This is a genomic window from Solibacillus sp. FSL W7-1464 (assembly GCF_038004425.1).
In the GTDB taxonomy this organism is placed as follows: domain Bacteria; phylum Bacillota; class Bacilli; order Bacillales_A; family Planococcaceae; genus Solibacillus.
This window is the reverse complement of record NZ_JBBORC010000001.1, coordinates 955,617-979,778: the sequence shown is the minus strand read 5'-3', so window position 1 is coordinate 979,778 and position 24,162 is coordinate 955,617. Positions and strand designations below refer to the sequence as shown.

At 41.7% G+C, this 24,162-nt stretch carries 19 protein-coding genes and 1 pseudogene; 1 reads left to right on the top strand and 19 read right to left on the bottom strand.

Going from position 1 to position 24,162, the window contains the following annotated elements; genetic code table 11:
- Positions 1–15: 15 nt before the first annotated feature.
- The 5 genes and pseudogenes from priA to MKZ25_RS04605 all read right to left on the bottom strand — a co-directional run bounded on the left by priA (position 16) and on the right by MKZ25_RS04605 (position 4,810).
- On the bottom strand, positions 16–2,424 hold the full coding sequence (gene priA / locus MKZ25_RS04625) for a primosomal protein N' (RefSeq protein ID WP_340800394.1): 2,409 nt from the start codon (positions 2,422–2,424) through the stop codon (positions 16–18).
- Between the two features lie 14 nt (positions 2,425–2,438).
- Positions 2,439–2,984: pseudogene (gene coaBC, locus MKZ25_RS04620) on the bottom strand (bifunctional phosphopantothenoylcysteine decarboxylase/phosphopantothenate--cysteine ligase CoaBC); the annotation flags it as partial.
- Between the two features lie 87 nt (positions 2,985–3,071).
- Positions 3,072–3,296: a DNA-directed RNA polymerase subunit omega gene (gene rpoZ, locus MKZ25_RS04615; RefSeq protein WP_340800393.1), complete on the bottom strand. Its 225-nt coding sequence runs from the start codon at positions 3,294–3,296 to the stop codon at positions 3,072–3,074.
- 4 nt (positions 3,297–3,300) lie between these two features.
- Positions 3,301–3,918: a guanylate kinase gene (gmk, locus tag MKZ25_RS04610; protein ID WP_340800392.1), complete on the bottom strand. Its 618-nt coding sequence runs from the start codon at positions 3,916–3,918 to the stop codon at positions 3,301–3,303.
- 16 nt (positions 3,919–3,934) lie between these two features.
- The gene (locus MKZ25_RS04605; protein ID WP_340800391.1) at positions 3,935–4,810 is read right to left on the bottom strand and encodes a YicC/YloC family endoribonuclease; all 876 of its coding nucleotides are present in this window, start codon (positions 4,808–4,810) and stop codon (positions 3,935–3,937) included.
- A 258-nt stretch (positions 4,811–5,068) separates the two neighbouring features.
- Between MKZ25_RS04605 and MKZ25_RS04600 the strand changes: the two genes are divergently transcribed.
- Positions 5,069–6,751: an Rqc2 family fibronectin-binding protein gene (locus MKZ25_RS04600; protein ID WP_340800390.1), complete on the top strand. Its 1,683-nt coding sequence runs from the start codon at positions 5,069–5,071 to the stop codon at positions 6,749–6,751.
- Positions 6,752–6,801: 50 nt separating this feature from the next.
- Here the strand turns inward: MKZ25_RS04600 and MKZ25_RS04595 are convergent, their stop codons facing one another.
- From MKZ25_RS04595 to MKZ25_RS04530, 14 genes are all read right to left on the bottom strand, one after another.
- Positions 6,802–8,637, bottom strand: a complete 1,836-nt coding sequence (locus MKZ25_RS04595) for an oligopeptide ABC transporter substrate-binding protein (protein WP_340800389.1) — start codon at positions 8,635–8,637, stop codon at positions 6,802–6,804.
- 18 nt (positions 8,638–8,655) lie between these two features.
- Positions 8,656–9,570, bottom strand: a complete 915-nt coding sequence (locus MKZ25_RS04590; protein WP_340800388.1) for an ABC transporter permease — start codon at positions 9,568–9,570, stop codon at positions 8,656–8,658.
- Between the two features lie 36 nt (positions 9,571–9,606).
- Positions 9,607–10,569, bottom strand: a complete 963-nt coding sequence (gene opp4B, locus MKZ25_RS04585) for an oligopeptide ABC transporter permease (RefSeq protein ID WP_340800386.1) — start codon at positions 10,567–10,569, stop codon at positions 9,607–9,609.
- A 1-nt stretch (position 10,570) separates the two neighbouring features.
- A complete protein-coding gene (locus MKZ25_RS04580; protein WP_340800385.1) occupies positions 10,571–11,518 on the bottom strand; it encodes an ATP-binding cassette domain-containing protein in 948 nt (315 codons plus the stop codon).
- Positions 11,515–12,525, bottom strand: coding sequence for an ABC transporter ATP-binding protein (locus MKZ25_RS04575; protein WP_340800384.1), 1,011 nt, complete (start codon positions 12,523–12,525; stop codon positions 11,515–11,517). The genes MKZ25_RS04580 and MKZ25_RS04575 overlap by 4 nt, the downstream gene beginning before the upstream one ends.
- Before the next feature lie 604 nt (positions 12,526–13,129).
- Positions 13,130–13,762: an orotate phosphoribosyltransferase gene (gene pyrE, locus MKZ25_RS04570; RefSeq protein ID WP_340800381.1), complete on the bottom strand. Its 633-nt coding sequence runs from the start codon at positions 13,760–13,762 to the stop codon at positions 13,130–13,132.
- A gap of 1 nt (position 13,763) precedes the next feature.
- Entirely contained in the window at positions 13,764–14,471 is a 708-nt protein-coding gene (gene pyrF / locus MKZ25_RS04565) for an orotidine-5'-phosphate decarboxylase (RefSeq protein WP_340800380.1), read from the bottom strand.
- Position 14,472: 1 nt separating this feature from the next.
- On the bottom strand, positions 14,473–15,384 hold the full coding sequence (locus MKZ25_RS04560) for a dihydroorotate dehydrogenase (RefSeq protein WP_340800378.1): 912 nt from the start codon (positions 15,382–15,384) through the stop codon (positions 14,473–14,475).
- The gene (locus tag MKZ25_RS04555) at positions 15,381–16,154 is read right to left on the bottom strand and encodes a dihydroorotate dehydrogenase electron transfer subunit (protein WP_340800376.1); all 774 of its coding nucleotides are present in this window, start codon (positions 16,152–16,154) and stop codon (positions 15,381–15,383) included. Before MKZ25_RS04555 ends, MKZ25_RS04560 begins: the two co-directional genes overlap by 4 nt.
- 1 nt (position 16,155) lies before the next feature.
- Positions 16,156–19,353 (bottom strand): carbamoyl-phosphate synthase large subunit, encoded by a 3,198-nt coding sequence (carB, locus tag MKZ25_RS04550; RefSeq protein ID WP_340800374.1) that lies wholly within the window; start codon positions 19,351–19,353, stop codon positions 16,156–16,158.
- Positions 19,346–20,446, bottom strand: coding sequence for a carbamoyl phosphate synthase small subunit (locus MKZ25_RS04545; protein ID WP_340800373.1), 1,101 nt, complete (start codon positions 20,444–20,446; stop codon positions 19,346–19,348). The genes carB and MKZ25_RS04545 overlap by 8 nt, the downstream gene beginning before the upstream one ends.
- Positions 20,446–21,720, bottom strand: a complete 1,275-nt coding sequence (locus MKZ25_RS04540) for a dihydroorotase (protein ID WP_340800372.1) — start codon at positions 21,718–21,720, stop codon at positions 20,446–20,448. The genes MKZ25_RS04545 and MKZ25_RS04540 overlap by 1 nt, the downstream gene beginning before the upstream one ends.
- Entirely contained in the window at positions 21,683–22,600 is a 918-nt protein-coding gene (locus tag MKZ25_RS04535) for an aspartate carbamoyltransferase catalytic subunit (RefSeq protein WP_340800370.1), read from the bottom strand. Before MKZ25_RS04535 ends, MKZ25_RS04540 begins: the two co-directional genes overlap by 38 nt.
- A 247-nt stretch (positions 22,601–22,847) precedes the next feature.
- The gene (locus tag MKZ25_RS04530; RefSeq protein ID WP_340800369.1) at positions 22,848–24,146 is read right to left on the bottom strand and encodes a solute carrier family 23 protein; all 1,299 of its coding nucleotides are present in this window, start codon (positions 24,144–24,146) and stop codon (positions 22,848–22,850) included.
- Positions 24,147–24,162: the final 16 nt, after the last annotated feature.

Genomic DNA, 24,162 nt, shown 5'->3' with positions numbered 1-24,162 from the left:
CTCTTTCTATATGCATTAGATCATTGTCGGATCTAAATCAACTGTTAGCACAATGCCTTTTTTAATCCATTCCGATCGATACAGTTTTATAAGCTGTAAAAGAACCGGAATCAAATTTGGCTCTACTTTATATTTTATCAAACATTGATAACGATATCTATTTTGGAGACGGGCAATACTGGCTGTTGTCGGTCCAATGACGGAAACACTAAATGATAAATTGGAACGCAGATACTCTGCTACACGTCCGGCATATTCTGCAGCAAACATGACATCTTCATGTGATACTTGAATAAGCGCAATATAATAATAGGGCGGATATCCGGCAATATGCCTTGCATGCATTTCACGTTCATAAAACGGTGTATAATGCTGATCTTTAGACAGCTGGATCGCATAATGCTCCGGTGTATACGTTTGGATATATACTTCTCCAAGCTTATTATGGCGTCCTGCCCTTCCGCTTACTTGCGTCATGAGCTGAAATGTTTTTTCGGCAGCCCGGTAGTCCGGCAGATGAAGCGATGTATCGGCACTTAATACGCCGACTAATGTAATATTCGGGAAATCAAGCCCTTTTGCGATCATTTGCGTACCGAGCAAAATATCCGCTTCCCCTCGGCCGAACGCATCGAGCATTTTTTCATGTGCCCCTTTTTGTTTGGTCGTATCGACATCCATCCTCATCACACGTGCTTCCGGGAACAGCTTATAAATTTCTTCTTCCACCTTTTGCGTACCGGTACCGAAATAACGGATGTTCTCACTTAGGCATTCAGGACATGTTTCCGGAATATATTCGTCATGACCGCAATAATGGCACTTCAGCTTTTCCTGATAGCGGTGATACGTTAACGAAATATCACAGTTCGGACATTGCACCGTTGTCCCGCAATCCCTGCATAATACAAAGGATGAATAGCCGCGGCGATTCAAAAACAGGACGGTCTGCTCTTTTTTATCAAGACGGTCACGTAACGCCTCCATAAGCGGTTCAGAAAACATCGATCGGTTTCCTGCCTGCAGCTGTTCCCGCATATCGATAATCTGAACAGTCGGCAATGCCTGATTCTTTGCACGCTGTGACAATGTCAGCAATGTATACACACCTTTTTTGGCACGTGCAAACGATTCCAGTGCAGGTGTCGCACTCCCTAATATAACAGGGCAATTATAATATTTTCCGCGCCATATCGCGACATCCCGTGCATGATAGCGAGGCGAATCTTCCTGCTTGTATGTGGACTCATGTTCTTCATCCAAAATAAGCAGACCAAGATTTTTAAACGGTGCAAAAATAGCTGACCGTGCACCTACGACTACCTTTACTTTTCCTTGCTGCACTTTCCGCCATTCATCATATTTTTCACCGACAGACAGTCCGCTATGCATCACCGCCACTTCGTCACCGAAACGCGATTTGAAACGTTCCGTCATTTGCGGTGTCAATGAGATTTCAGGAACGAGTACAATCGCTTCTTTTCCATCTGCAATAGTCCGCTGGATCGCCTGCAAATACACTTCCGTTTTCCCGCTGCCTGTGATGCCGTGGAGAAGAAACGTTTCTTGACGCTTTTCATCTATCGCTTCTGTTATTTTTTTCAGTGCCACGTCTTGCTCAGCTGTTAATTGTAAAAAGTCCGTTTTCACGACTTCTTTTGTAAATGGATCGCGATAAACTTCTTCTTTTATATACGCCGCTGCCCCTTTATCGATGACACTGTTCAATACACTGCTTGTCACTTGAACGGCTTCAAAAATTTGTTCCGGTAAAACGACGGCTCCCGCATGCTCCTGCATCCATTCCATTAACGCCAGCTGTTTCGGTGCCCGTTTTCCCATTTGCCCGATGACTTCTTCTATCTGTTCACGGGAATGAATTTGGACTTTACGTACTTGTTTCACTTGCCCTTTTTGTTTTACTTCATTTTCAATACTGAGAAGGCCGTCTTTTACTGCGCGTTTTACCGGTTTTAATAAATCAGCTTTTTCAAATTGGGCTAAATTCACTTTTTCAGATTTCTCAAAGTACGATTGCAGCATTTGCGGTAATTGTGATACTTCACCTTGTAAGACGGCATACTTCTCATATTTCGCCCGCAAAGCACCTGGCAGCATTACTTGCAATGCATCAATTTCATAGCAGATCGTTTGATGCTTCAGCCATTTTGCCAGGCTCAGCATTTCTTCAGTCAAAATAGATTCCAAATCGAGTATTTCTGATAACGGCTTTATTTTTTCTGCCGGTACGTCTGATTCAGTTGTAATGCCGACGACAAAGCCAAGCACATTGCGCGGTCCGAATGGCACTTTGACACGACAGCCTATGTCAACCAGCTCTTCCCAATCTTCCGGTATTAAATAATCGAAAGGACGGTCAACCGGATATGCGGAAACATCGACGATCACTTGCGCAAATCTCATTGTCCATCGCTTCCCGATTGTTCACGAAAATACTTTTCTACAATTGCCGTAATTTTTTCCGGCTCTTCCAGACGCCCTTTCCCTACATAGCCGCATGCCAAAAATCCTTCAGACGGTTCGATAAAGCGGATGCCATCTTCGTGAAGTTGTGCAATATTCCGCAAAACGGCAGGATGTTCATACATATGTACATTCATCGCCGGTGCCACCCATACAGGTGCAGTCGTTGCAAGTAAAGTTGTGGTTACCATATCATCCGCCATGCCATGTGCCATTTTCGCAATTATATTGGCTGTTGCAGGCGCCACGATAACTAAATCCGCCCAATCTGCCAAATCAATATGTGCAATGACATTGGAATCTTTTTCATCGAAAGTATCAAAAAACACGTCGTTTTTAGACATCACCTGGAAGCTTAAAGGGGTAACGAACTTTTGTGCAGAAGCTGTCATGATCACTTTTACATTAAAGCCTGCCTGAGACAGTTTGCTCACTAGCGCTACCGCTTTATATACGGCAATCCCACCCGAAACACACAATAGTATATTGTTTTTTTTCATTATTTTACCGTCCTTTCAAAGGATAAGCTCCCAAAGAAAAATTCTTAGGGAGCTTCTACTCAGGGAGTATTCTTTTTACATTACCAACTAGATTTCGTCTTCGTAAACAGTTGAAGCGTCTTGTTGAACTTTGCGAAGCTTTCCGGCAGCTACTTCTTCCAATGCTTTTCCTACTGGTTTGTAAGAAACGTATGAGGTTAAGTGCTCGCCGCCCTCTTCTTGCATTTGGCGCGCGCGTTTTGATGCTAAGCTCACTAAAGAATACTTAGAATCGATTTGTTTTTTTAAATTATCTACTGATGGATATAACATGGTTTCATTCTCCTCTCAACATTGACAAATAGCGTTTTTCCACACGTTCACGACGGCAGTGTTCTGCTACTATGATAGCATTTATTTTATCACATGCATTTTGAACTTGGTCGTTTTCTACAACGTAATCATATAAACTCATCATTTCGACTTCTTCACGTGCTGTAGCGATACGACGGGCGATTACATCTTCTGTTTCCGTACCACGACCTACCAACCGTTGTTCCAGTTCCGTAATGCTTGGTGGTGCTAAAAAGATAAACAACGCATCTGGTGCTTTTTCACGAATTTGTGCTGCTCCTTGTACTTCAATTTCTAAAAATACATCACGTCCTGCTTCTAGCGTCTCATGTACATATGCAAGTGGTGTACCGTAATAATTGCCGACAAACTCTGCATGCTCCAGTAAGCCTCCCTGCTCAATTAACGCTTCGAATTCCTCACGTGTTCTAAAGAAATAGTCTACACCATCTTCTTCTCCTTCGCGAGGATTACGTGTTGTCATTGAAATCGAGTATTCGTAATTTGTATCAGGCTGTGAAAAGAGCTCTTTGCGAACTGTCCCTTTACCAACACCTGATGGACCAGATAAAACAATTAATAATCCACGTTGTTTTTTCATAAGTAACTCCTTTATATCATTCAATATTTTGAATTTGTTCACGCATTTTTTCCAAAATTGTCTTTGCCTGCACTACTGCAGCCGAACATTGGGTTGACTGATTTTTTGAACCGATTGTATTAATTTCGCGGTTCATCTCCTGCATGATGAAATCAAGCTTGCGTCCAATCGCAATGTCTTCATTTAATGTTTCGGACAACTGACTGAAATGGCTCTCCAATCGGTCCAACTCTTCTGTAATATCAATTCGCTCTGCAAAAATCGCTACTTCCGTAAGTAGACGGTCATCCAGTGTTTGACCGCTCGCCACTTCTTCTAAACGGCTCATTAAGCGTTCACGATATTTTTCAACTGCGCGCGGTGCAAATTGCCGAATTTCAGCAATTTGTGCTTCAAGGTCTGCTTTATACTGCAGCATCACTTGCTGTAGTTCTTGCCCTTCACGATCTCGCATCGCAATGAGATTTTGAATCGCTTCTGCCAATGCATTTTTTACAGCATCGATGATCTCATCCTGCATGAACTCAATTTTTTCAACTTGCAACACCTGGTCCAAACTAACAATCTCCTGCATTGTCCACTTTTCCTCCATCGGAACCGTTTGTGACAATTCCTTTTTAGCCTGGAGAAAAGCATTGAGCAGTGACCAATTGATTTGAATTGTCTGTTCAGTGTCATGGAGCTCCTTCAGAAAAATGATAACATCTATTTTCCCACGAGAAACTGCATCCGACAACATTTTTTTTGCTACTACTTCAGATTCCATCCATTCTTTCGGAAACTTTGTATTAATTTCTAAAAAACGATGATTCACAGCACGAATTTCAACAGTGAGCTGAAAGTGTTTCGTTGTTGTGACCCCCCTGCCGAATCCGGTCATACTACGTACCAAGGTTCGTCACATCCTTCTTTACTTAATTGTTTCAATTATAGCATATGTGTTATCGATTTTGCTTTAGCGTCTATTATCCAAATATATATTTTATCATAGATAGGATGTAATAAAATACTTTTTATTTTATGCAAGAAGGAAAAAATTAGCTTCCTATAATTAGCTTATCTATAGTAATTTACGATAACTACAGGTTTGAACGAAAAAATGGTATGATGAAACAATCAAAAAGACTTATTTAATGAAAGAGGCATAAAGATGGCATTTGACGGACTATTTACTCGTTCGATGAGCAAGGAACTACAAAGCCTGACTTCCGGACGTATTACAAAAATTTATCAGCCGAATGCACTTGAAGTTGTATTGCAGATTCGTGCAGCAGGCCAAAACAGTAAACTATTATTTTCTATCCACCCTTCCTATTCACGCGTTCACATAACAGATCAATCGATCGAAAACCCGGCTGATCCGCCTATGTTTTGTATGCTGTTACGCAAACATATTGAAGGGGGCTTTATTTCATCTGTCGTTCAGGACGGCTTTGAACGGGTGATCACTTTTGAAATTGACAGTAAAAATGAAATCGGCGATGCGGTAAAGCGAAAGCTCGTCATCGAAATTATGGGGCGTCACAGTAACTTGCTGTTAATCGATGCTCAAAACGATGTCATTATTGACAGCATTAAGCATCTGCCACCATCGATGAACAGCTTCCGGACTGTTTTGCCGGGTCAGCAATATGTCGCACCGCCACAGCAACAGAAAATTGCACTGACAAGTTTATCGGATGTTGAATTGAAAGAGGTTTTCTCAAAACAGCCAACTTCTAAAGACATTGTCGAACAGTTTGCCGGTTTCTCTCCATTGCATGCAAACGAACTGCTGCACCGCATCACAACAAATGATGCTGTAACGGCATGCAGACAGCTGATGAATGAAATCGCAACGAGATTAAACCCGACCTATGTCGAGCAGGACGGGAAAATCTATTTCTCACCGACAGCGCTGACACATTTATCAGGTGCTGTTACGAATTACGAAACACTTGGCGAATTGCTTGACCGTGTCTTTTTTGCCCGTGCAAAACGTGACCGGGTGAAACAGCAAGCCGGTGATCTCGAACGCTGGCTGCAAAATGAACTGAATAAATTGAAGCTGAAACAAAAAAAGCTTCAAAAAGATTTCGAACGCGCCCAAAATCTGGAACAGTTCCAACTTTACGGCGAGCTTTTGATGGCCAATCTTTATAATTTCGAAAAAGGCGCAGAATTTGTAGATGTTGAAAACTATTACAGCGAAAACGCCGAAACCATTAGAATACCGGTCAGCCCAAGAAAAACACCAATTGAAAATGCGCAAAGCTATTACACAAAGTACAATAAAGCGAAAACTGCGTTAGTGATGATTGAAGAACAGAAACAAAAAGCAACCGAAGATATCCACTATTTGGAAATGCTGACACAGCAAGTGCAGCAGGCCTCCACTAAAGATATTGAAGAAATCCGTGAAGAGCTGGCTGAACAAGGTTTACTCAGAATCCGCCAGACAAAACGAAAAAAGAAAACGGCAAAACCCGAACCCGAAAAATTTGTATCTTCTTCAGGTATTGCAATTTCGGTCGGCAAAAATAATAAGCAAAATGATTATTTAACATTTAAAATCGGGAAACGCAATGAAATCTGGCTGCATACGAAAGATATTCCAGGCTCGCATGTTGTGATCCATTCGGATAACCCTGATGAGCAGACATTAATGGAAGCCGCTGTATTAAGTGCTTATTTTTCTAAAGCACGGGATTCCTCATCGGTACCGGTCGACTATACGGAAATCCGTCATGTGAAAAAACCGAATGGTGCAAAACCGGGGTTTGTTATTTATTTTGAACAAAAGACTCTTTATGTAACCCCTGATGAAGCAATCGTTATGCAACTGAAAAAATAATATAAAAAAACCGCTTAGAAAATTTCTAAGCGGCTTTTTGTTGTTAAAGATTATTTAACTGGTGTTTCAGAAACTAACTCAATTTCGTGCCATTGAGTTGCATTAGCATAGTCAACATCGTAGTTTTTCACACGTTTGTTAACAGGAATGATTTCTGTACGGAAGTATGTTGGAACTGTTGTTGCTTGTTCAAACATATACTCTTCCCATTTACGGAATGCATCTGCACGGTATCCAGCATCAACCGCCTCTTTAGAGTCGATATCAGCTAATAATGTTTGTAATTCCGGTGTTACGAAACGGCTGTAGTTAAATGATGATGCTTCGCCGTATAAGCCAAGTGGAGATGGGTTTGTACCAGTACCCCATGCTGCCATGAACATATCGATTTCCGGATCATCCGCCTGTACTTTATCATAGAAGCTTTGGAACTCGATTAAACGGCCAGTTGTTAACTGTACATCTAACCCAACATCTTTCCAGTTTTGACGGTAGTATTCTACGATTGCTTCGTCTGTATCAGAACCTGACATACCAGCCATGCGGATTTCAAATTTCTCACCGTTTTTGTCTTCACGGATTCCGTCGCCGTCAACGTCTTTGTATCCAGCTTCATCCAATAATGCTTTTGCTTTTTCCGGATCATAGTTATATCCTTCTAAAGAATCATCATGGAATGACGAGAATGCTGGTGGAATTAATGATGTTGCACGAGAACGTAAGCCTTGATAGAAGCGCTCGCCCACTTGCTCAATATCCATTGCATAAGCAACTGCCTGACGTAATTTCACATCGTTCATTTTCGCATTTTCATCCGAAATATTTAAACCTGCTGATCCTGCTTCTGAATCCCATTTACCAAGCTTGAAGCCAAGGTAAGAGTAAGCCAGCTCAGGACGAGCCAATACTGTTAAGTTTTCAAGATCTTTTACACCGTCATACTGGTTTGTCGGATATGAAGACGCTAAGTCATATTTACCAGTACGTAATGCTTCACCGATAGATGATGAAGGTACAACTTGCAATACGATTTTGTCTAATTTTGGTTTACCTTTCCAGTAGTGCTCATTTGCTACGTACTGAACAGATTCACCGTCAACTAATTTATCAATTTTGAATGGTCCTAATGTTACAGGTGATTTACGTACCGCTTCAGAAGAGATTAGATCCTTGACAGGAATATCTTTTAACTGATGCTTCGGTACTGCATATGCCCATAAGCCATCACCTAGAGAGTAAACAGCCGGTGAAACTTTCGTCATTGAAATTTCAACTGTTTTGTCGTCGATTTTTTTGATACCCGAGATTGTATCTGCAGTACCCGCTTTATACTCGGCAGCACCGATAATGTTTTGGAAATCGCCATCATAACGGATACCTGTATAGTCAGGGTGACCGATAATTTCATAAGCATAAATGATGTCTTCAACAGTCAATGGCTGACCATCAGACCATTTTACATCATCATGTTGGATTGTGATTGTAACCTTATTGTTGTCAGCATCAACATCCAATTTAGCGATCCCTTCATCTGTAACAAGGAAGTCCCCATCAGTTTCGAAAATTTCATTTGTAATGAAGCTTAGAATATCAGAATCATAACCATCTTCATATAATTCCCAAGATAAAACACCTTGGAAAGGAGAATCTGCTACTAAAGCGAACTGTAATGTACCGCCTTCAATTGCCTCTCCATCATTTGTAACGTCAGATGGTAATGTTGGAGATTCTGCAGTAGAACCGCCTTCATTTGTTTTCTCTTCTGTTTGTTTACCATCATTTTCAGCCGGTTTTTCAGTTGACGTTTCGTCATCTCCTCCACAAGCCGCTAATACTAATGCCGTAGCAAATACTGAAGACAGCATTAAACCCTTCTTTTTCATCATTTGTTTTTCCTCCCTTTTTTATCCTAAACGTTGTTTTGCGTCAGCAGAGCGTCGTAACGCTTGACCAACATAATTTATACCAAGCATCAGTACTAAAATTAATATTGATGCAGGCAACCATACCCACCATTTACTCGATAAGATTATCGGGTTCATAGCATAACCTACTAAAGTTCCTAAACTTGGTGTTGACGGTGGTAAACCGAAACCTAAGAATGCAAGACCTGTTTCGATTCCTACATTTCCCGCAAAACTCAATGTCACTTCAACAATTAAGAGCGAGCTTAAGTTTGGCAATAATCCTTTAAACATGATCGCGAAATCACTTGTACCCATTGTTTTGGAAGCACTGATGTAATCGCGTCGTGCTTCAGAAAGTGCTTTAGATCGCACTAGTCTGGCCGTCGACATCCACTGAAATGCTGCAATAATTAAGATTAGATCTATTATTCCGTAAGATGGAATGATTGTTACTACTACGATGATAATCATTGTAGTTGGTAGAGTAATAAAGAAATCTATAATTCGCATGAAGAAATTATCGATGAAGCCACCGTAATAACCCATAATAATACCAAGAGCAATCCCGACTATGTTTGCAATAATTGTAATTGCAACCGCAATGATGATCGAGTTTTTAGCGCCAATGATCAGCTGGCCAAACATATCCCGTCCTGCTTCATCTGCTCCAAGCAGATAACCTCGGACACCCGGTTCAGTAAAACGCTCCAATAACTGAATTTTCATGACTTCTGTCTGATCAATAGTGAAGAATGCCATGAACATAATCGCAATCATTAGCAGGATGCTTCCTATTAATGAGAACATTGCTAATTTATCTTTTTTAAACTCTCGCCATATTACTTGAATACCAGTTGGTGGAGAGCTTTGAGATTCTAATTTTTCTACTGTCTGTTCATTTTTGTTTTCCATGATTAAAATCACCTCTCCTTAGTCATTATTAATTGATTAGTCTATGCGAATTCGCGGATCCACAATACTTAAAATAATATCGGATAATAGACTACCTAATAATGCTAAGAAGCCATATAACATTACCAATGAAGTAATAACACTATAGTCACGACTTAAAATGGATTCGACAAATAATTTACCCATACCAGGATAGGCGAATACTGTTTCGATGAAAATTGATCCACCAAGTAAACCAGTAATTGTGAAGCCTAAGAATGCGGCAATCGGTAATAAGGAGTTTCGGAAGATATGACGTGAATACACTTTCTTCATCGGAATCCCTTTACTGCGGGCAGTTTTTACATAATCCATCGTTTTCGCATCGATAATTTCCGAACGCAAATACTGTATGACACCCGTCGTCGCTAATAATGCATAGCTGGCTGCCGGTAATAATAAATGGTAGAATTTACTCCAATAATAACTCCAGGTTCCCGGGTCCACCCCTATATCCACTGTACCGCTTGTCGGGAACCACATAAGCCGGTAACCGAACACGAATACGAAAATTAAATACAGTACGAATGCAGGTATTGCATAAGAGATAAAGCTGTAAAGTACAATCGACTTATCCAAAAGTGAATCGTGGTAACGCCCAGCCAGTACTCCTAAAGGAATCGCCAGCACATAAAGGAGAACTACACTAAGCAATGAAAGTAATAATGTATTCATTGCACGGTCACCGATAATATCTGCAACTGGCTTTTTAAATGTATAACTTTGACCGAAGTCACCTTGTGCTGCATTTGAAATCCAGTTGTAGTATTGTACATACCATGGATCATAGAACCCTGACTTAACACGTAATTCTTCGATAACATTCGGATCTGTTTCCGGAGTGATTAATCCTGTAAATGGATCTCCGGGCATTTGTTTCGCTAATAGGAAAATTAGGAGACTTAAAATAAATAGCTGCGGAATCATTATTAATACACGGCGAACTATCGTTTTCCACATACTATACACGCTCCTTTTCATCTTCAGACATTGCTACTCGATGTGAGTCTGAAATCGATTTTAAAGGATATACTTTTCCATCCTTGTCATAATATTTATGTTGTTCCTGGCGATATGCCGCTTCAACTTTCTGACGCTCAAGCTTGCGTTCAATACGTGTTTCAGGCTCAATGTCGGGAATTGCAGACAGCAGGCGATTTGTATAGATATGCTGCGGGTTTGTGTAAATATCTTCACGCTTCCCTGTTTCTACGAATCTGCCTTTATACATGATTGAGATGTGGTCACACATATGGCGAACAACACCTAAATCGTGAGAGATGAATAAATAACTAATTCCATATTGCTCCTGAATATCCTTCATAAAGTTTAAAACTTGTGCCTGTACGGATAAATCAAGTGCTGAAACCGGCTCATCCGCGATAATCATTTTCGGGTTACATGCAACAGCACGGGCAATCCCTAAACGTTGCTTTTGACCACCAGAGAATTCGTGCGGATATTTAAGAAGTACGTCCTCTGACATCCCTACAATTGCCAGTAGCTCATTAATGCGTTTGCGCTCTTCCTGCGGAGACAACTTCAGGAAATTACGAATTGGCTCTGCTAAAATATCCAATACACGTTTACGCGGGTTCATACTGGAATGTGAATCCTGGAAAATCATCTGGATATCCCGGTTATATGCTGAATCACGTTTACGGCGTGCATTTGTAACATCTTCACCTTCGAAAAGAATACGGCCTGATGTGATTTTTTCCAATCCGATAATCGCTTTACCGGTTGTTGATTTACCTGAGCCGGATTCCCCTACAAGACCGTAAGTTTTTCCACGGTCAAACTCCATCGTTACACCATCTACTGCATATACATGATCGACTACCGTGTTGAAAAACCCGCCCCGGATCGGATAGTGAACTTTTAAATCTTCTACTTGCATGAAACTCATTGATTTACGCTCCCTTCCTCATCCTCAAATCGGAATTCTTTCCAGCAAGTACAGCGTACAAGATGGCCAGGAGCTACTTCATGAAGCTGTGGATCTGCTTCATGTGCTGATTGCGGAATCCAAGGGACACGTGATGAGAAACGGCAGCCTTGACGTGGTAGCTTCATTAAAGAAGGAACCATTCCTTGAATTATTTCTAACTTTTCATTCTCACTGTTTGTTTGAGGTATTGATTTTAATAATGATCTTGTGTACGGATGCTTCGGATTCCTGAATAATTCTACAACAGGTGCTTCCTCTATTACTTCTCCGGCATACATTACAGCTACCCGGTCTGCCACTTCAGCAACAACCCCTAAGTCATGTGTAATTAAAATAATGCCTGATTGTATTTCATCTTGCAGTGACTTCAATAAATCCAGAATTTGTGCTTGGATTGTTACATCAAGTGCTGTTGTCGGTTCGTCCGCAATAATGATCGCAGGCTTTCCTGATAATGCGATGGCGATCATAACACGCTGACGCATACCACCCGATAACTGATGCGGGAATTGTTTTGCAACACGTTGCATATTCGGAATCCCTACTTGATCCAATAATTCAATTACACGTTTTTCACGTTGTTCTTTAGTTAATTTTGTATGATAAATTAACCCTTCCTCAATTTGCTCACCGATGCGCATTAATGGGTTTAATGCAGATAGTGGATCCTGGAATATGAAACCGATGTCATTCCCTCTTAACTTATTAAACTGTTCATCTGTCAATTTAACCAAGTTTTGATTGTTGTAAAGAATTTCCCCTTCAACTTTTGTAGTAACAGAATTGTGCAACCCTACTACTGATGTTGCCAAAGTACTTTTCCCACAACCTGATTCACCAACAATTGCTAAAATCTCATTTTTGCGAAGCGTTAACGAAACATTGTCTACAGCTGGGTAGTATGTATCTTTAATTCGGAAACTCGTACGTAAATTTCGGATTTCTAATAATTCATTCGTAGACATTAAATAACCGCTCCTTTCTCCTTAAACATAACTTCGGCTCTGCTAAACTCGCTCTATAATTAAATTTTTTCAAATAGATTTAAATACCCTTTTCAAAAAAATTTAAACCTTGCTAATACTCAGTCTTTTTAAAATATTAATAATTTGTTAATTTTTTGTACCACTTCGTAAATTATCCATAAAATATATTTAGATGTCAATTATTAAACTTTCTAACTATTCTAATTTAACATTTTAAATTTATCAATAGCAAACTATTCTTTTAAATTTAAATTTTCCGATAATTCATTATAAAAATTAACGTTTAATGATTATAATTATGCCTTTTCAACATAAAAACAACGTGAAACACTTTTTTACGTTGTTTAATAAAATTTCAAACCATTAAACTTCATTATTAAAAAAACTGATAATTTTGCCTAATGGAATTATATAACTATAACAAAAACGTGTAAAGTATATTTTTGATAACTTCAAACGTTTTTGAATATTTTTAATATTTTTTTATCTCGTGTAACTGGAGATTCATACTATCAGTAGTAGTTTCATTGGTTAAACAAACAATCCGTGGGGGCTTAATACCCCCACGGATTGTATTTTAACTTTATTTTAATTTTCCCGTTTTTAAGTCTTGATGCCACTTTTTCAGGAAGGGAATGTCCTGTTCCTGAATGGCCGAAGCCTCTTTTGCCGCATCAATTAAGTAATCGAAATTTGTTAACGAAACAAATTTAACGCCGGATTCATCAAATACGTGATCCGCTTTAGGCAGATTATATGTATACACGCATACGACCCCTAACACTTCACAGCCTGCATTGCGTAATGCTTCAACAGCAGTAATGGATGAACCTCCTGTTGAGATGATATCTTCAATTACAACCACTTTTTGACCTTTTGCATATTTTCCTTCAATCTGGTTTCCGCGCCCGTGCTCTTTTGCTTTTGAACGCACATATACCATCGGCAACTGCATAATATCCGCTACCCAGGCAGCATGAGGAATTCCTGCAGTAGCAGTACCCGCCACTACTTCACAGTCAGAAAAATGTTCGCTGATTAAAGAGGACAGTCCATTGGCAAGCTGCTTGCGGATAACGGGATCCGAAATTGTTAAACGTGTATCGCAGTAAATCGGTGACTGAATTCCTGAAGCCCATGTAAATAAGTCGGTTGGATTCAATTCCACCGCTCCTACTTTTAGCATTGCATGTGCAATTTCGTTTTGTAATGACATTTTAGTTAGCCTCCCATAAGTTACAAACTTCTTGATATGCTTTTACCGGATTGACGGCTCCGGTAATAGCACGCCCTACAACAATTCGTGATGAACCGTCCTTTTTAGCTCCATCAGGGGTTGCGATACGCTGCTGATCATGTGCTTCCCCGCCCAGCATACGAATACCCGGTGTTACTCGTAAAAAGTCATCGCCGCATGCTTCACGGATTGCCTGTGCCTCATGAACAGAACAGACTACCCCTTGGAGACCTGCCTGTTTCGTCAGCTGCGCATATTGTAAAACGGATTCTTTCAAAGATAGGGCAATTTTCTGCTCTTCTTGCATTTGCTGCGCTGTCGTTGACGTCAGTTGTGTAACGGCAATTAATGCTGCTCTTTTAGCTCCGGCTGGTGTACCAGCCTCCAAACCTTCCAGGGCACCTTCCATCATCGTACGGCCACCTGCTGCATGGACATTCACTAAATCCACGCCAAGCCCCGCTAAGCCCTTCATCGCTGATTTCACAGTGTTCGGGATGTCATGTAGTTTTAAGTCCAGAAAAATATCGTGTCCTTGTTCTTTTACTTTTCGCACAATATCCGGGCCTTCCTGCATATACAGTTCCATTCCGATTTTTACGAATAATTTTTCTTCAAATAGCCTTAAAAAGTGCATTACTTCTTTTTCACCGGGAAAATCTAAAGCAATAATCGGTTTTGTATTCATATTAACGGTGGCTCCTTCCGATAATTTCCGAAATATGGTTCACATTTAATGTGTCCAGCAAGTCCGGTAATTCCTCAATGATTGTCGGGCATACGAAATGATCCACAAAGTTTGCGGTCCCGACTGCTACAGCTGATGCACCTGCAGACATAAAATCGATCACATCCTGCGCACAAGTTACTCCGCCCATGCCGATAATCGGAATATTCACTGCTTTATAAACGTCATACACCATACGGATAGCTACCGGTTTAATGGCTGGACCAGATAAGCCACCTGTCCCGTTTGCAATGACAGGTTTTCCTGTACGCTCGTCCAATCGCATTCCCACAAGTGTGTTAATCATCGTTATCCCGTCCGCTCCGCCTGCTTCAACCGCTTTGGCAATGTCTACGATACTTGTCACGTTCGGAGACAGCTTTACATAGACAGGTACGCTTGAAACCGCCTTTACAGCGGCAGTTAATTGACCAGCTGTTTCCGGATCTGTCCCGAATTGTATGCCGCCGCACTTTACATTCGGACAAGAAATATTCAATTCCAGCGCTTTTACATTGGATGCCTTTGAAATACGCTCTGCTACTTCCACATAATCCGCAACTTCCGTACCGGCAACATTGGCAATAACCGGAACATCATAGCCTTCCAGAAACTTCAGTTCTTCCGCCATTACCTTTTCAATCCCCGGGTTTTGCAGGCCGATCGCATTTAGCATACCTGCTGATGTTTCGGCTACCCGCGGTGTCGGATTTCCTTTACGCTTTTCCACAGTTGTTGCTTTAATCATAATTGCACCAAGTTTTGATAAATCATAAAGCTGGGCGTATTCGCGTCCAAAGCCAAAGCAGCCTGACGCGGGCATAATCGGATTTTTCAAGTCCAAACCTGGCAATTGTAAGTTTAAACGGCTCATAATGCCACAACTCCTTTCGGGAATACTGGCCCGTCCGAGCACACTTTTACATAGTCTTTTCCGTAACCTTCCGTTGTATCGCATACACATGCAAAGCACGCACCGATTCCACAGCCCATTCGTTCTTCAAAAGATAAGTACCCTTCTTTTTCCGGGTAATAGCCTTCTAAAGCACGAAGCATCGGCAATGGACCACATGAATAAAACAGATCGAACTCGGGCTTCACTTCATCAAATACCGTTGTAACAAACCCTTTAGTTCCCTTTGTTCCGTCTACTGTTGCATAGTAAGTATCACCTAAACCAGTGAACTGTTCCTCGTAAAAGCATACATCCTCTGATTGGAAACCTAGAACATGAATTGTTTTCACACCGCGTGCATTCAGTTGTTTCGCCAATTCATGGAGTGGCGGAACACCAATTCCCCCGCCTACTAAAAGCGCTGTCTGGCCAGGTTTTGCCGCTTCGACAGGAAACCCGTTCCCTAACGGACCTAATACATCCACGATTTCATTTTCGCGGTTTGTCGCAAGAAATTTTGTGCCACGACCTTCAGCACGGTAAATCATCGTAAATTCATTTTTTTCTTTATCTACATTGGCGATACTGATTGGTCGACGCAACAAAGGTTCGAATGTATTTGACACCTTTACATGAACAAACTGGCCAGGCGTCATGTCCTGAACCAGTTGTCCTTGTAGTGTCAATTCGAAAATGTTCGTCGCAATCTGCTTCTGTGCCACAACTGTCATTTTCTCTTGACGAATCATTTTAGTGTACAACCTCCGCTTTCGGCATTTCTTCTGCTGTAAATGTCATGGATTCAATCACGCGCAGCATTGCTTCTGCCGTATCCAATGAAGTTAGGCATGGTACGCCGTTTTCAACCGATTCACGGCGAATACGGAAGCCATCTCGTGCCGGCTGCTTCCCTTTAGTCAATGTATTGACAACTAATTGGGCTTCACCATTTTGAATCATATCGATCAATGTTTTGCCTTTACCGCCGATTTTTTCTACGATATCTGTTTTAATACCATTTGCTTCAAATGTTTTTGCTGTACCTTCTGTTGCTACGATACGGTAGCCGACTGTAGAGAAGCGTTTCGCCAGACTGATTGCTTCTTCTTTGTCCTTATCCGATACAGTGAACAGGATTGTACCATGTGTTTTAATTTCCATGCCTGCTGCTACGAAGCCTTTATATAATGCTTTTTCGTAAGTAGCGTCTTTCCCCATTACTTCCCCTGTTGATTTCATTTCAGGTCCTAATGTAATATCGACACGGCGTAATTTTGCGAATGAGAATACCGGTACTTTTACGAATACGCCTTGCTGTTCTTTTGCCAAGCCTGTTGGGTAGCCTTGTTCAATAATCGATTGGCCAAGAATCGCTTTTGTTGCGATATTTGCCATTGGAATATTTGTAATTTTACTTAAAAACGGTACAGTACGGCTTGAGCGAGGATTTACTTCGATCACGTAAATTTCACCTTCACTCATTACGTATTGGATATTCATTAACCCGACAATGCCAAGACCTTTTGCCAGGCGTGTCGTATAGTCGACCAATGTTTCTTTCTGAGCATCCGTCAATTTTTGTGGTGGATATACACTGATTGAGTCACCAGAGTGTACTCCTGCGCGCTCAACATGCTCCATGATTCCCGGAATCAATACATTCTCCCCGTCACAAATGGCATCGACTTCAATTTCCTGTCCTGTTAAGTAACGGTCTACTAATACAGGGTGATCCGGTGATGCCTCTACCGCGTTTGTCATATAGTGAGCAAGCTCTTCCATATTATAAACAATTTCCATTGCACGTCCGCCTAGTACATATGATGGACGAACCAATACTGGGAAACCTAAACCTTCCGCAATTTTCATCGCACCTTCAGCTGATGTTGCTGTATCGCCAGGAGGCTGGGGAATTTTCATTTCTTGTAATGCCGCTTCGAATTTATTACGGTTTTCGGCACGGTCGATATCTTCGAGTGTCGTTCCTAAAATTTTCACACCGTTCGCTTCCAGCTTATCCGCTAAATTGATCGCTGTTTGCCCGCCGAACTGTACAACTACTCCGATTGGCTGCTCCAGATCGATAATATGCATGACATCTTCAATCGTTAGCGGCTCGAAGTATAATTTGTCCGAAATCGAGAAGTCCGTAGAAACCGTTTCTGGATTTGAGTTAATGATGATCGCTTCATAGCCTGCTTCTTGAATTGCCCATACAGAGTGAACTGTTGCATAGTCGAACTCTACCCCTTGACCGATACGGATCGGACCTGAACCAAGTACTACAACAGATGGTTTGTCCGTACGGATGGACTCATTTTCCTCCTCGTATGTGCCGTAGAAGTATGGTGTATTCGATTCGAATTCCGCCGCACATGTATCAACCATTTTATACACTGGAATAATGCCATGTTCTTTACGGAAATCATAAACGGCTTGCTCTTTCATTTCCCAAAGCTGTGCAATTTTTTTATCTGCAAAGCCTAAACGTTTCGCAGTGCGTAAAATTTCCGTATTGCCGATGTTTTCTGCCAATGTTGTTTCCATATCTACAATTTTTTTCAGCTTCGTCAGGAAGAACAGATCGATTGCGGACCATTCATGGATTTGTTCTACTGTTACACCGCGGCGCAGCGCTTCACCGATGAAGAATAGGCGCTCATCCCCTGCTTTTTTAATACGTTTTTCAATCCATGTATCTGTTATGTCATCCGCATTTTTCATTTCAATATGGACATGGCCGGTTTCCAATGAACGCACAGCCTTTAAAATTGCTTCCTCAAAAGTACGGCCTAGTGCCATTACTTCCCCAGTTGCTTTCATTTGCGTACCAAGGTTACGTTTTGCCGATTCAAACTTATCGAATGGCCAGCGTGGAATTTTTGCAACAATATAGTCTAGTGCCGGCTCGAAGCAAGCGAACGTTGAACCTGTAACAGGGTTTTTGATTTCATCCAGTGTAAGTCCTACTGCGATTTTTGCTGCAAGCTTCGCGATCGGATAGCCTGTCGCTTTTGATGCTAACGCAGATGAACGCGATACACGCGGATTCACTTCGATTACATAGTACTGGAATGAGTAAGGGTCTAATGCCAGCTGTACGTTACAGCCCCCTTCGATTTTCAGTGCGCGAATAATATCAAGGGAGATGTTACGCAGCATTTGGTTTTCACGATCCGATAATGTTTGTGTCGGTGCTACAACGATCGAGTCACCTGTATGGATACCTACCGGGTCAAAGTTTTCCATATTACATACAACGATTGCATTATCCGCCGCGTCACGCATTACTTCATATTCAATCTCTTTAAAGCCTGCGATTGATTTTTCCAGTAAACACTGTGTTACAGGAGAGTATTTTAAACCGGATGTCACAATTTCCTGCAAGTCCTGGTCGTTATAGCAAATTCCGCCGCCTGTTCCGCCAAGTGTAAATGCCGGACGGACGATTACCGGATAACCGATTTTCGCAACGAATGCTTTTGCCTCATCCATGTTATGAATAATATCAGACTCCGGAACCGGTGCACCAAGTTCATACATTAAGTTACGGAACAAGTCGCGGTCCTCCGCTTTATGAATCGCATCCAGTTTCGTACCTAGAATTTCGATTCCGAGTTCATCTAAAATGCCGGACTCATCAAGTTCAATTGCCATATTCAACCCTGTTTGACCACCTAATGTAGAAAGAATGGCATCCGGACGCTCTTTACGTAAAATACGCGATACAAACTCAAGGCTGATTGGCTCGATATATACTTTATCTGCGATTTCAGTATCCGTCATAATTGTCGCCGGGTTCGAGTTGATTAAAATGACTTTATATCCCTCTTCTTTTAATGAAAGACATGCTTGTGTCCCTGCATAGTCAAATTCTGCTGCTTGACCGATTACGATCGGCCCTGACCCGATTACTAAAATTGTATTTATATCTGTACGTTTAGGCATATTGGTTCTCCTTTGCTGCTTCGATTTCCATCATTTCGATAAACTCGTCAAATAGGTAGTTTGAATCTTCGGGACCTGGTGATGCTTCCGGGTGATACTGCACAGTGAAGATCGGATATTTCTTATGGCGTACCCCTTCACAAGTTCCATCATTTAATGCGACATGCGTTAACTCCAGATCAGTATTTTCCAATGACTCGATATCAATTGCATAGCCATGGTTTTGGCTCGTTAAATCTGTACGTCCAGTACGCAGATTTTTTACCGGGTGATTTCCGCCTCGGTGACCGAATGGCAATTTGAACGATTTCGCGCCACAAGCTAGTGAAAACAGCTGATGCCCTAAGCAAATACCGAAGATTGGCACTTTTCCGATTAGTCCTTTAATTGTTTCGATTCCTTCTGTCACATCTTCCGGATTCCCCGGACCATTTGAAAGCATGATGCCATCCGGATGCATTGCTAAAATTTGTTCGACTGTCGTGTTGTATGGTACGACGATTACATCACAGTCACGTTTGTTCAGTTCGCGTAAAATTCCGTGCTTCATCCCAAAGTCGATCAGCACAACACGTTTTCCGCGTCCTGGTGACGGGTAAGCCGCTTTTGGCGATACTTCGCGGACATGGTGTGTAATATATGGCGTTTCCTGTAATTGAGCTACGATCTGTGCGATATCCACTTCGGCGTCTGCTTCAGTTAAAATCGCTCGTACAGCTCCTTTTGTACGAATAATGCGCGTTAATTTTCTTGTATCGATTCCTTCAATGCCCGGGATATCCTGTGCTGCCAAGTAATCCCCTAAAGACATATCCGAGCGCCAGTTTGATGGCTGCTCTGCCAATTCACGTACGACAAAACCGCGGATCGCAGGAGTGATTGCTTCAAAGTCATCACGGTTGATGCCGTAATTTCCGACTAACGGGTATGTTAATGTAACAATTTGCCCGTAAAATGACGGATCAGAAATTGTTTCCTGGTAGCCTGTCATCCCTGTAGTAAATACAACTTCTCCTTGACTCGCTTTGTCGCTTCCAAATGCAGTACCTGTAAATACAGTGCCATCTTCTAATATTAATAAACGCTTTTTCATTATTCTGCCTCCTGATATACAATATTGCCTTCAAACATCGTTACTACCGGCCATCCTTTAGCTGTCCATCCGTTAAATGGAGTATTGCGTCCTTTAGAAACAAATCCTTCTGCATCGATTGCCTGTTCCTTATTCAAATCAACTAGTACAAGATCCGCTGAAGCGCCTACTTCCAATGTTCCGTATGGAAGATCGAAAATTCGGGCTGCCTTTACACTCATCCAGTCGACTAATTGCTTTAATGTCCATTTCCCTGTCTCTACAAAATTCGTATACAATAACGGGAATGCTGTCTCAAAACCTACAATTCCAAATGGTGCCCCGACCATACCGCAGCATTTTTCTTCTTCTGTGTGCGGTGCGTGATCTGTCGCGATACAGTCGATTGTACCGTCCAAGAGTGCTGCATGCAGTGAGTCTTTATCGTCTGCAGCACGTAATGGCGGGTTCATCTTCCAGTTCGCATCATCTGACGGGATATCCATTTCTTCTAATAATAAGTGGTGTGGACATACTTCCGCAGTCACTTTAATTCCTGCCGCTTTTGCATCTCTTACAGCACGTACAGATTCTTTCGTCGATACGTGGCACACATGATAGCGTGCTCCTGCCGCTTCAGCCAGTAGTACATCCCGTGCAATTTGTACTGACTCGCAAATAGAAGGAATCCCTGGTAAACCAAGTTCTTTATTGCGTTTTCCTTCATGCATAACCCCATCGTAAATGAGTGAATTATCTTCACAGTGTGCAACAACAACTGCATCGAGTTTTGCTGCCTGCTGCATTTGCTCATACATCGTCGACGCTAGCTGAATACCGATTCCGTCATCCGAGAAAGCGACTGCCCCCTGTTCTTTTAACTCTTGCATATTTGTGCGTACTTCACCTGAAATGTCTTTCGTTAATGAACCATATGGCAATACCCGGATTACTGCACTTTCTTTGATCAACCCGTTAATGAGCTGCATATTTTCTACCGAATCCGGTACCGGCTTCGTATTTGGCATCGCACAGATTGTTGTAAAGCCGCCTTTTGCCGCAGATGCCGAGCCAGTTGCGATTGTTTCTTTATGTTCAAAGCCAGGCTCACGTAAATGTGTATGTACATCGACAAAACCCGGTGATGCGAAATGGCCTTTACCATCAATTACTTTGGCGTCAGCTGGAATGTCTCCATTAATCGAAGCGATTTTGCCGTTTTCTATTACAATAGTAGATACTACTAATTCGCCTTCCTCATTGAGTAGCTTCACATTTTGTATAACTGTTGTCATATTGATCTCTTCCTTTCAAAATCGTTTCTAAAATGGCCATTCGAGTAAATACTCCGTTTCGCACTTGTTCAAAAATGCGGGACCGACCGCATTCTACAAGGGCATCCGCAATTTCCACATCGCGGTTTACAGGTGCCGGGTGCATAATGATAGCACTCTCTTTCATCCGCTGTTCACGTTCAATCGTTAAGCCGTACTCTGCATGGTAGCTTTCTTTTGAAAAGTTCTTACTTACGGAGTGACGTTCATGCTGGATACGCAGCAGCATAATGACATCGCTGTCTTCCAGTACTTCATCCCAGCTATGTGCCGCTTCGAAATTGCCTGCCCATGCTGGCGGACAAAGGAATCGAACATTTGCCCCTAAACGAGTAAGTGCTGTCGCGTTTGATTTTGCAACACGGCTATGTGAAATATCCCCGACGATTGTAATATTCAGATCTTCAAACCGTCCGAACTCTTTTTGAATCGTATATAAATCCAGCAGTGACTGTGAAGGATGCTGGCCTGCGCCGTCTCCTGCATTGATGACTGCACATTCTATACCTTCTAAAAGCTCGTTGTAATATTCATCTTCCTTATCACGAATTACGACCGCATCAATGCCGATCATTTCCAATGTTTTGACTGTATCGTACAGTGTTTCTCCTTTTGTTGTGCTCGAGAATTCGGCATCAAAAGGAATCACTGTACATCCAAGTCGACGCTCCGCCATTTCAAAGCTCGTTTTTGTACGTGTACTTGGCTCAAAGAAAAGGTTTGCTACATGAAATTCACGTTGTAACACAGGTTTTTCTCCATCTTCGAAATGCTGTGCTCGATTTAAAATCATCATTATTTCTTCATTTGACAAATGTTCCATCGATAATAAGTTTTTCATGTGAGTACCTCCGCTTATATCAATTACGCCCCGGCGCAAATGCTAGCTTGATATTATTTTATTACATTATGAATATTTAATCTACTTTTTGTTTAAATATACAATATCTCGTCATAAATAAGCCCCGCTATCATCATTAGCGAGGCTTGGAGGGTGTGACAAGGTAAAGTATCATCCTATTAATGATCCTTTCATGCATGTCATACCCTTCCTTGCCTCTCTGGACAATCTTTAAAAGGTATATTTTTTATTCTTCTGTTTCGTAAATATCTTTTTCTGTTACTTCACGGCCTGGCAATACAAGATTCAAGATGACACCGATAATCGATGCTAATGCCATTCCTTCAATCGCAAAGCTTTCTGTAAAGCGCATTGCTGCCCCGCCAATTCCGACTACCAGTATTACGGATGCAATGACCATGTTCCGGTTATTTCCGAAGTCCACTTTACTTTCCACTAACATACGTAAACCGCTTGCTGCAATAATCCCGAATAACAGGATTGAAATACCGCCAAGTACTGCTGTTGGAATCGTTTCAATCAGTGCCATCAGCTGCCCTGAGAACGATACGACGATGGCCACAACTGCTGCTCCCATGATGACATACACTGAATATACACGTGTGATCGCCAGTACTCCGATATTTTCTCCGTATGTTGTTTTTGGCGGACCACCGATCAGCGCCGAAGCAAATGTTCCAAGACCGTCACCTAAAAGCGAACGATGTAAGCCCGGGTCTTTAATATAGTTGCGGTTTACAACTTTCCCCAATACTAGCTGGTGACCGATATGTTCTGATATCGTTACAATGACAATCGGTACCATTCCGATAAAGATGGCTCCTGTAAGTTGGAACTCATAGTTTACACCTGGAATTAAAAAGTCCGGCAATGCGAAGAACTTCGCATTGTGTACTGCCGTAAAGTCGACGATTCCAACGATGACTGAATAAATATAACCAACGACAATCCCCATAAGAATCGGCATTGCGCTTAAAATGTTTTTAAAGAATACTGTGAAAATAATTGCTGTAGCTAATGTTACCAATGCTGCCGAGAAGTGAAGGCCGCTGTATTCGCCGTTCACATTCATTGCCATATCGACTGCCGTGCCAGATAACCCTAATCCGATTACGATGATTACCGGTGCTACGACGATTGGCGGCAAAATGTTCATCAGCCATTTGTAGCCTGTTTTCCAAATTAACAATGCTACGATTGCGTATACAACCCCGACCATCATGGCTCCGATCATTGCATTTCCAGGATTGATCGCAACACCTGCTTCCGACATTCCTGCTACCAGGATAATAGGAGAGATGAAGGCAAACGATGAACCTAAGTAAGCCGGTACTTTAAACTGTGTAATGAACAAAAAGATGATTGTCGCGATTCCGCTTGTTAAAAGCGCAATGGCTGGGCTTAACCCGACTAATTTTGGTACTAAAATTGTTGACCCGAACATGGCAAACATGTGCTGAAAACTAAACGTAATCAGTTGCCCTACTGTAGGTTTTTCATGAATATCCAATACTGCTTTCGTCATGATGTTCTCTCCCTGT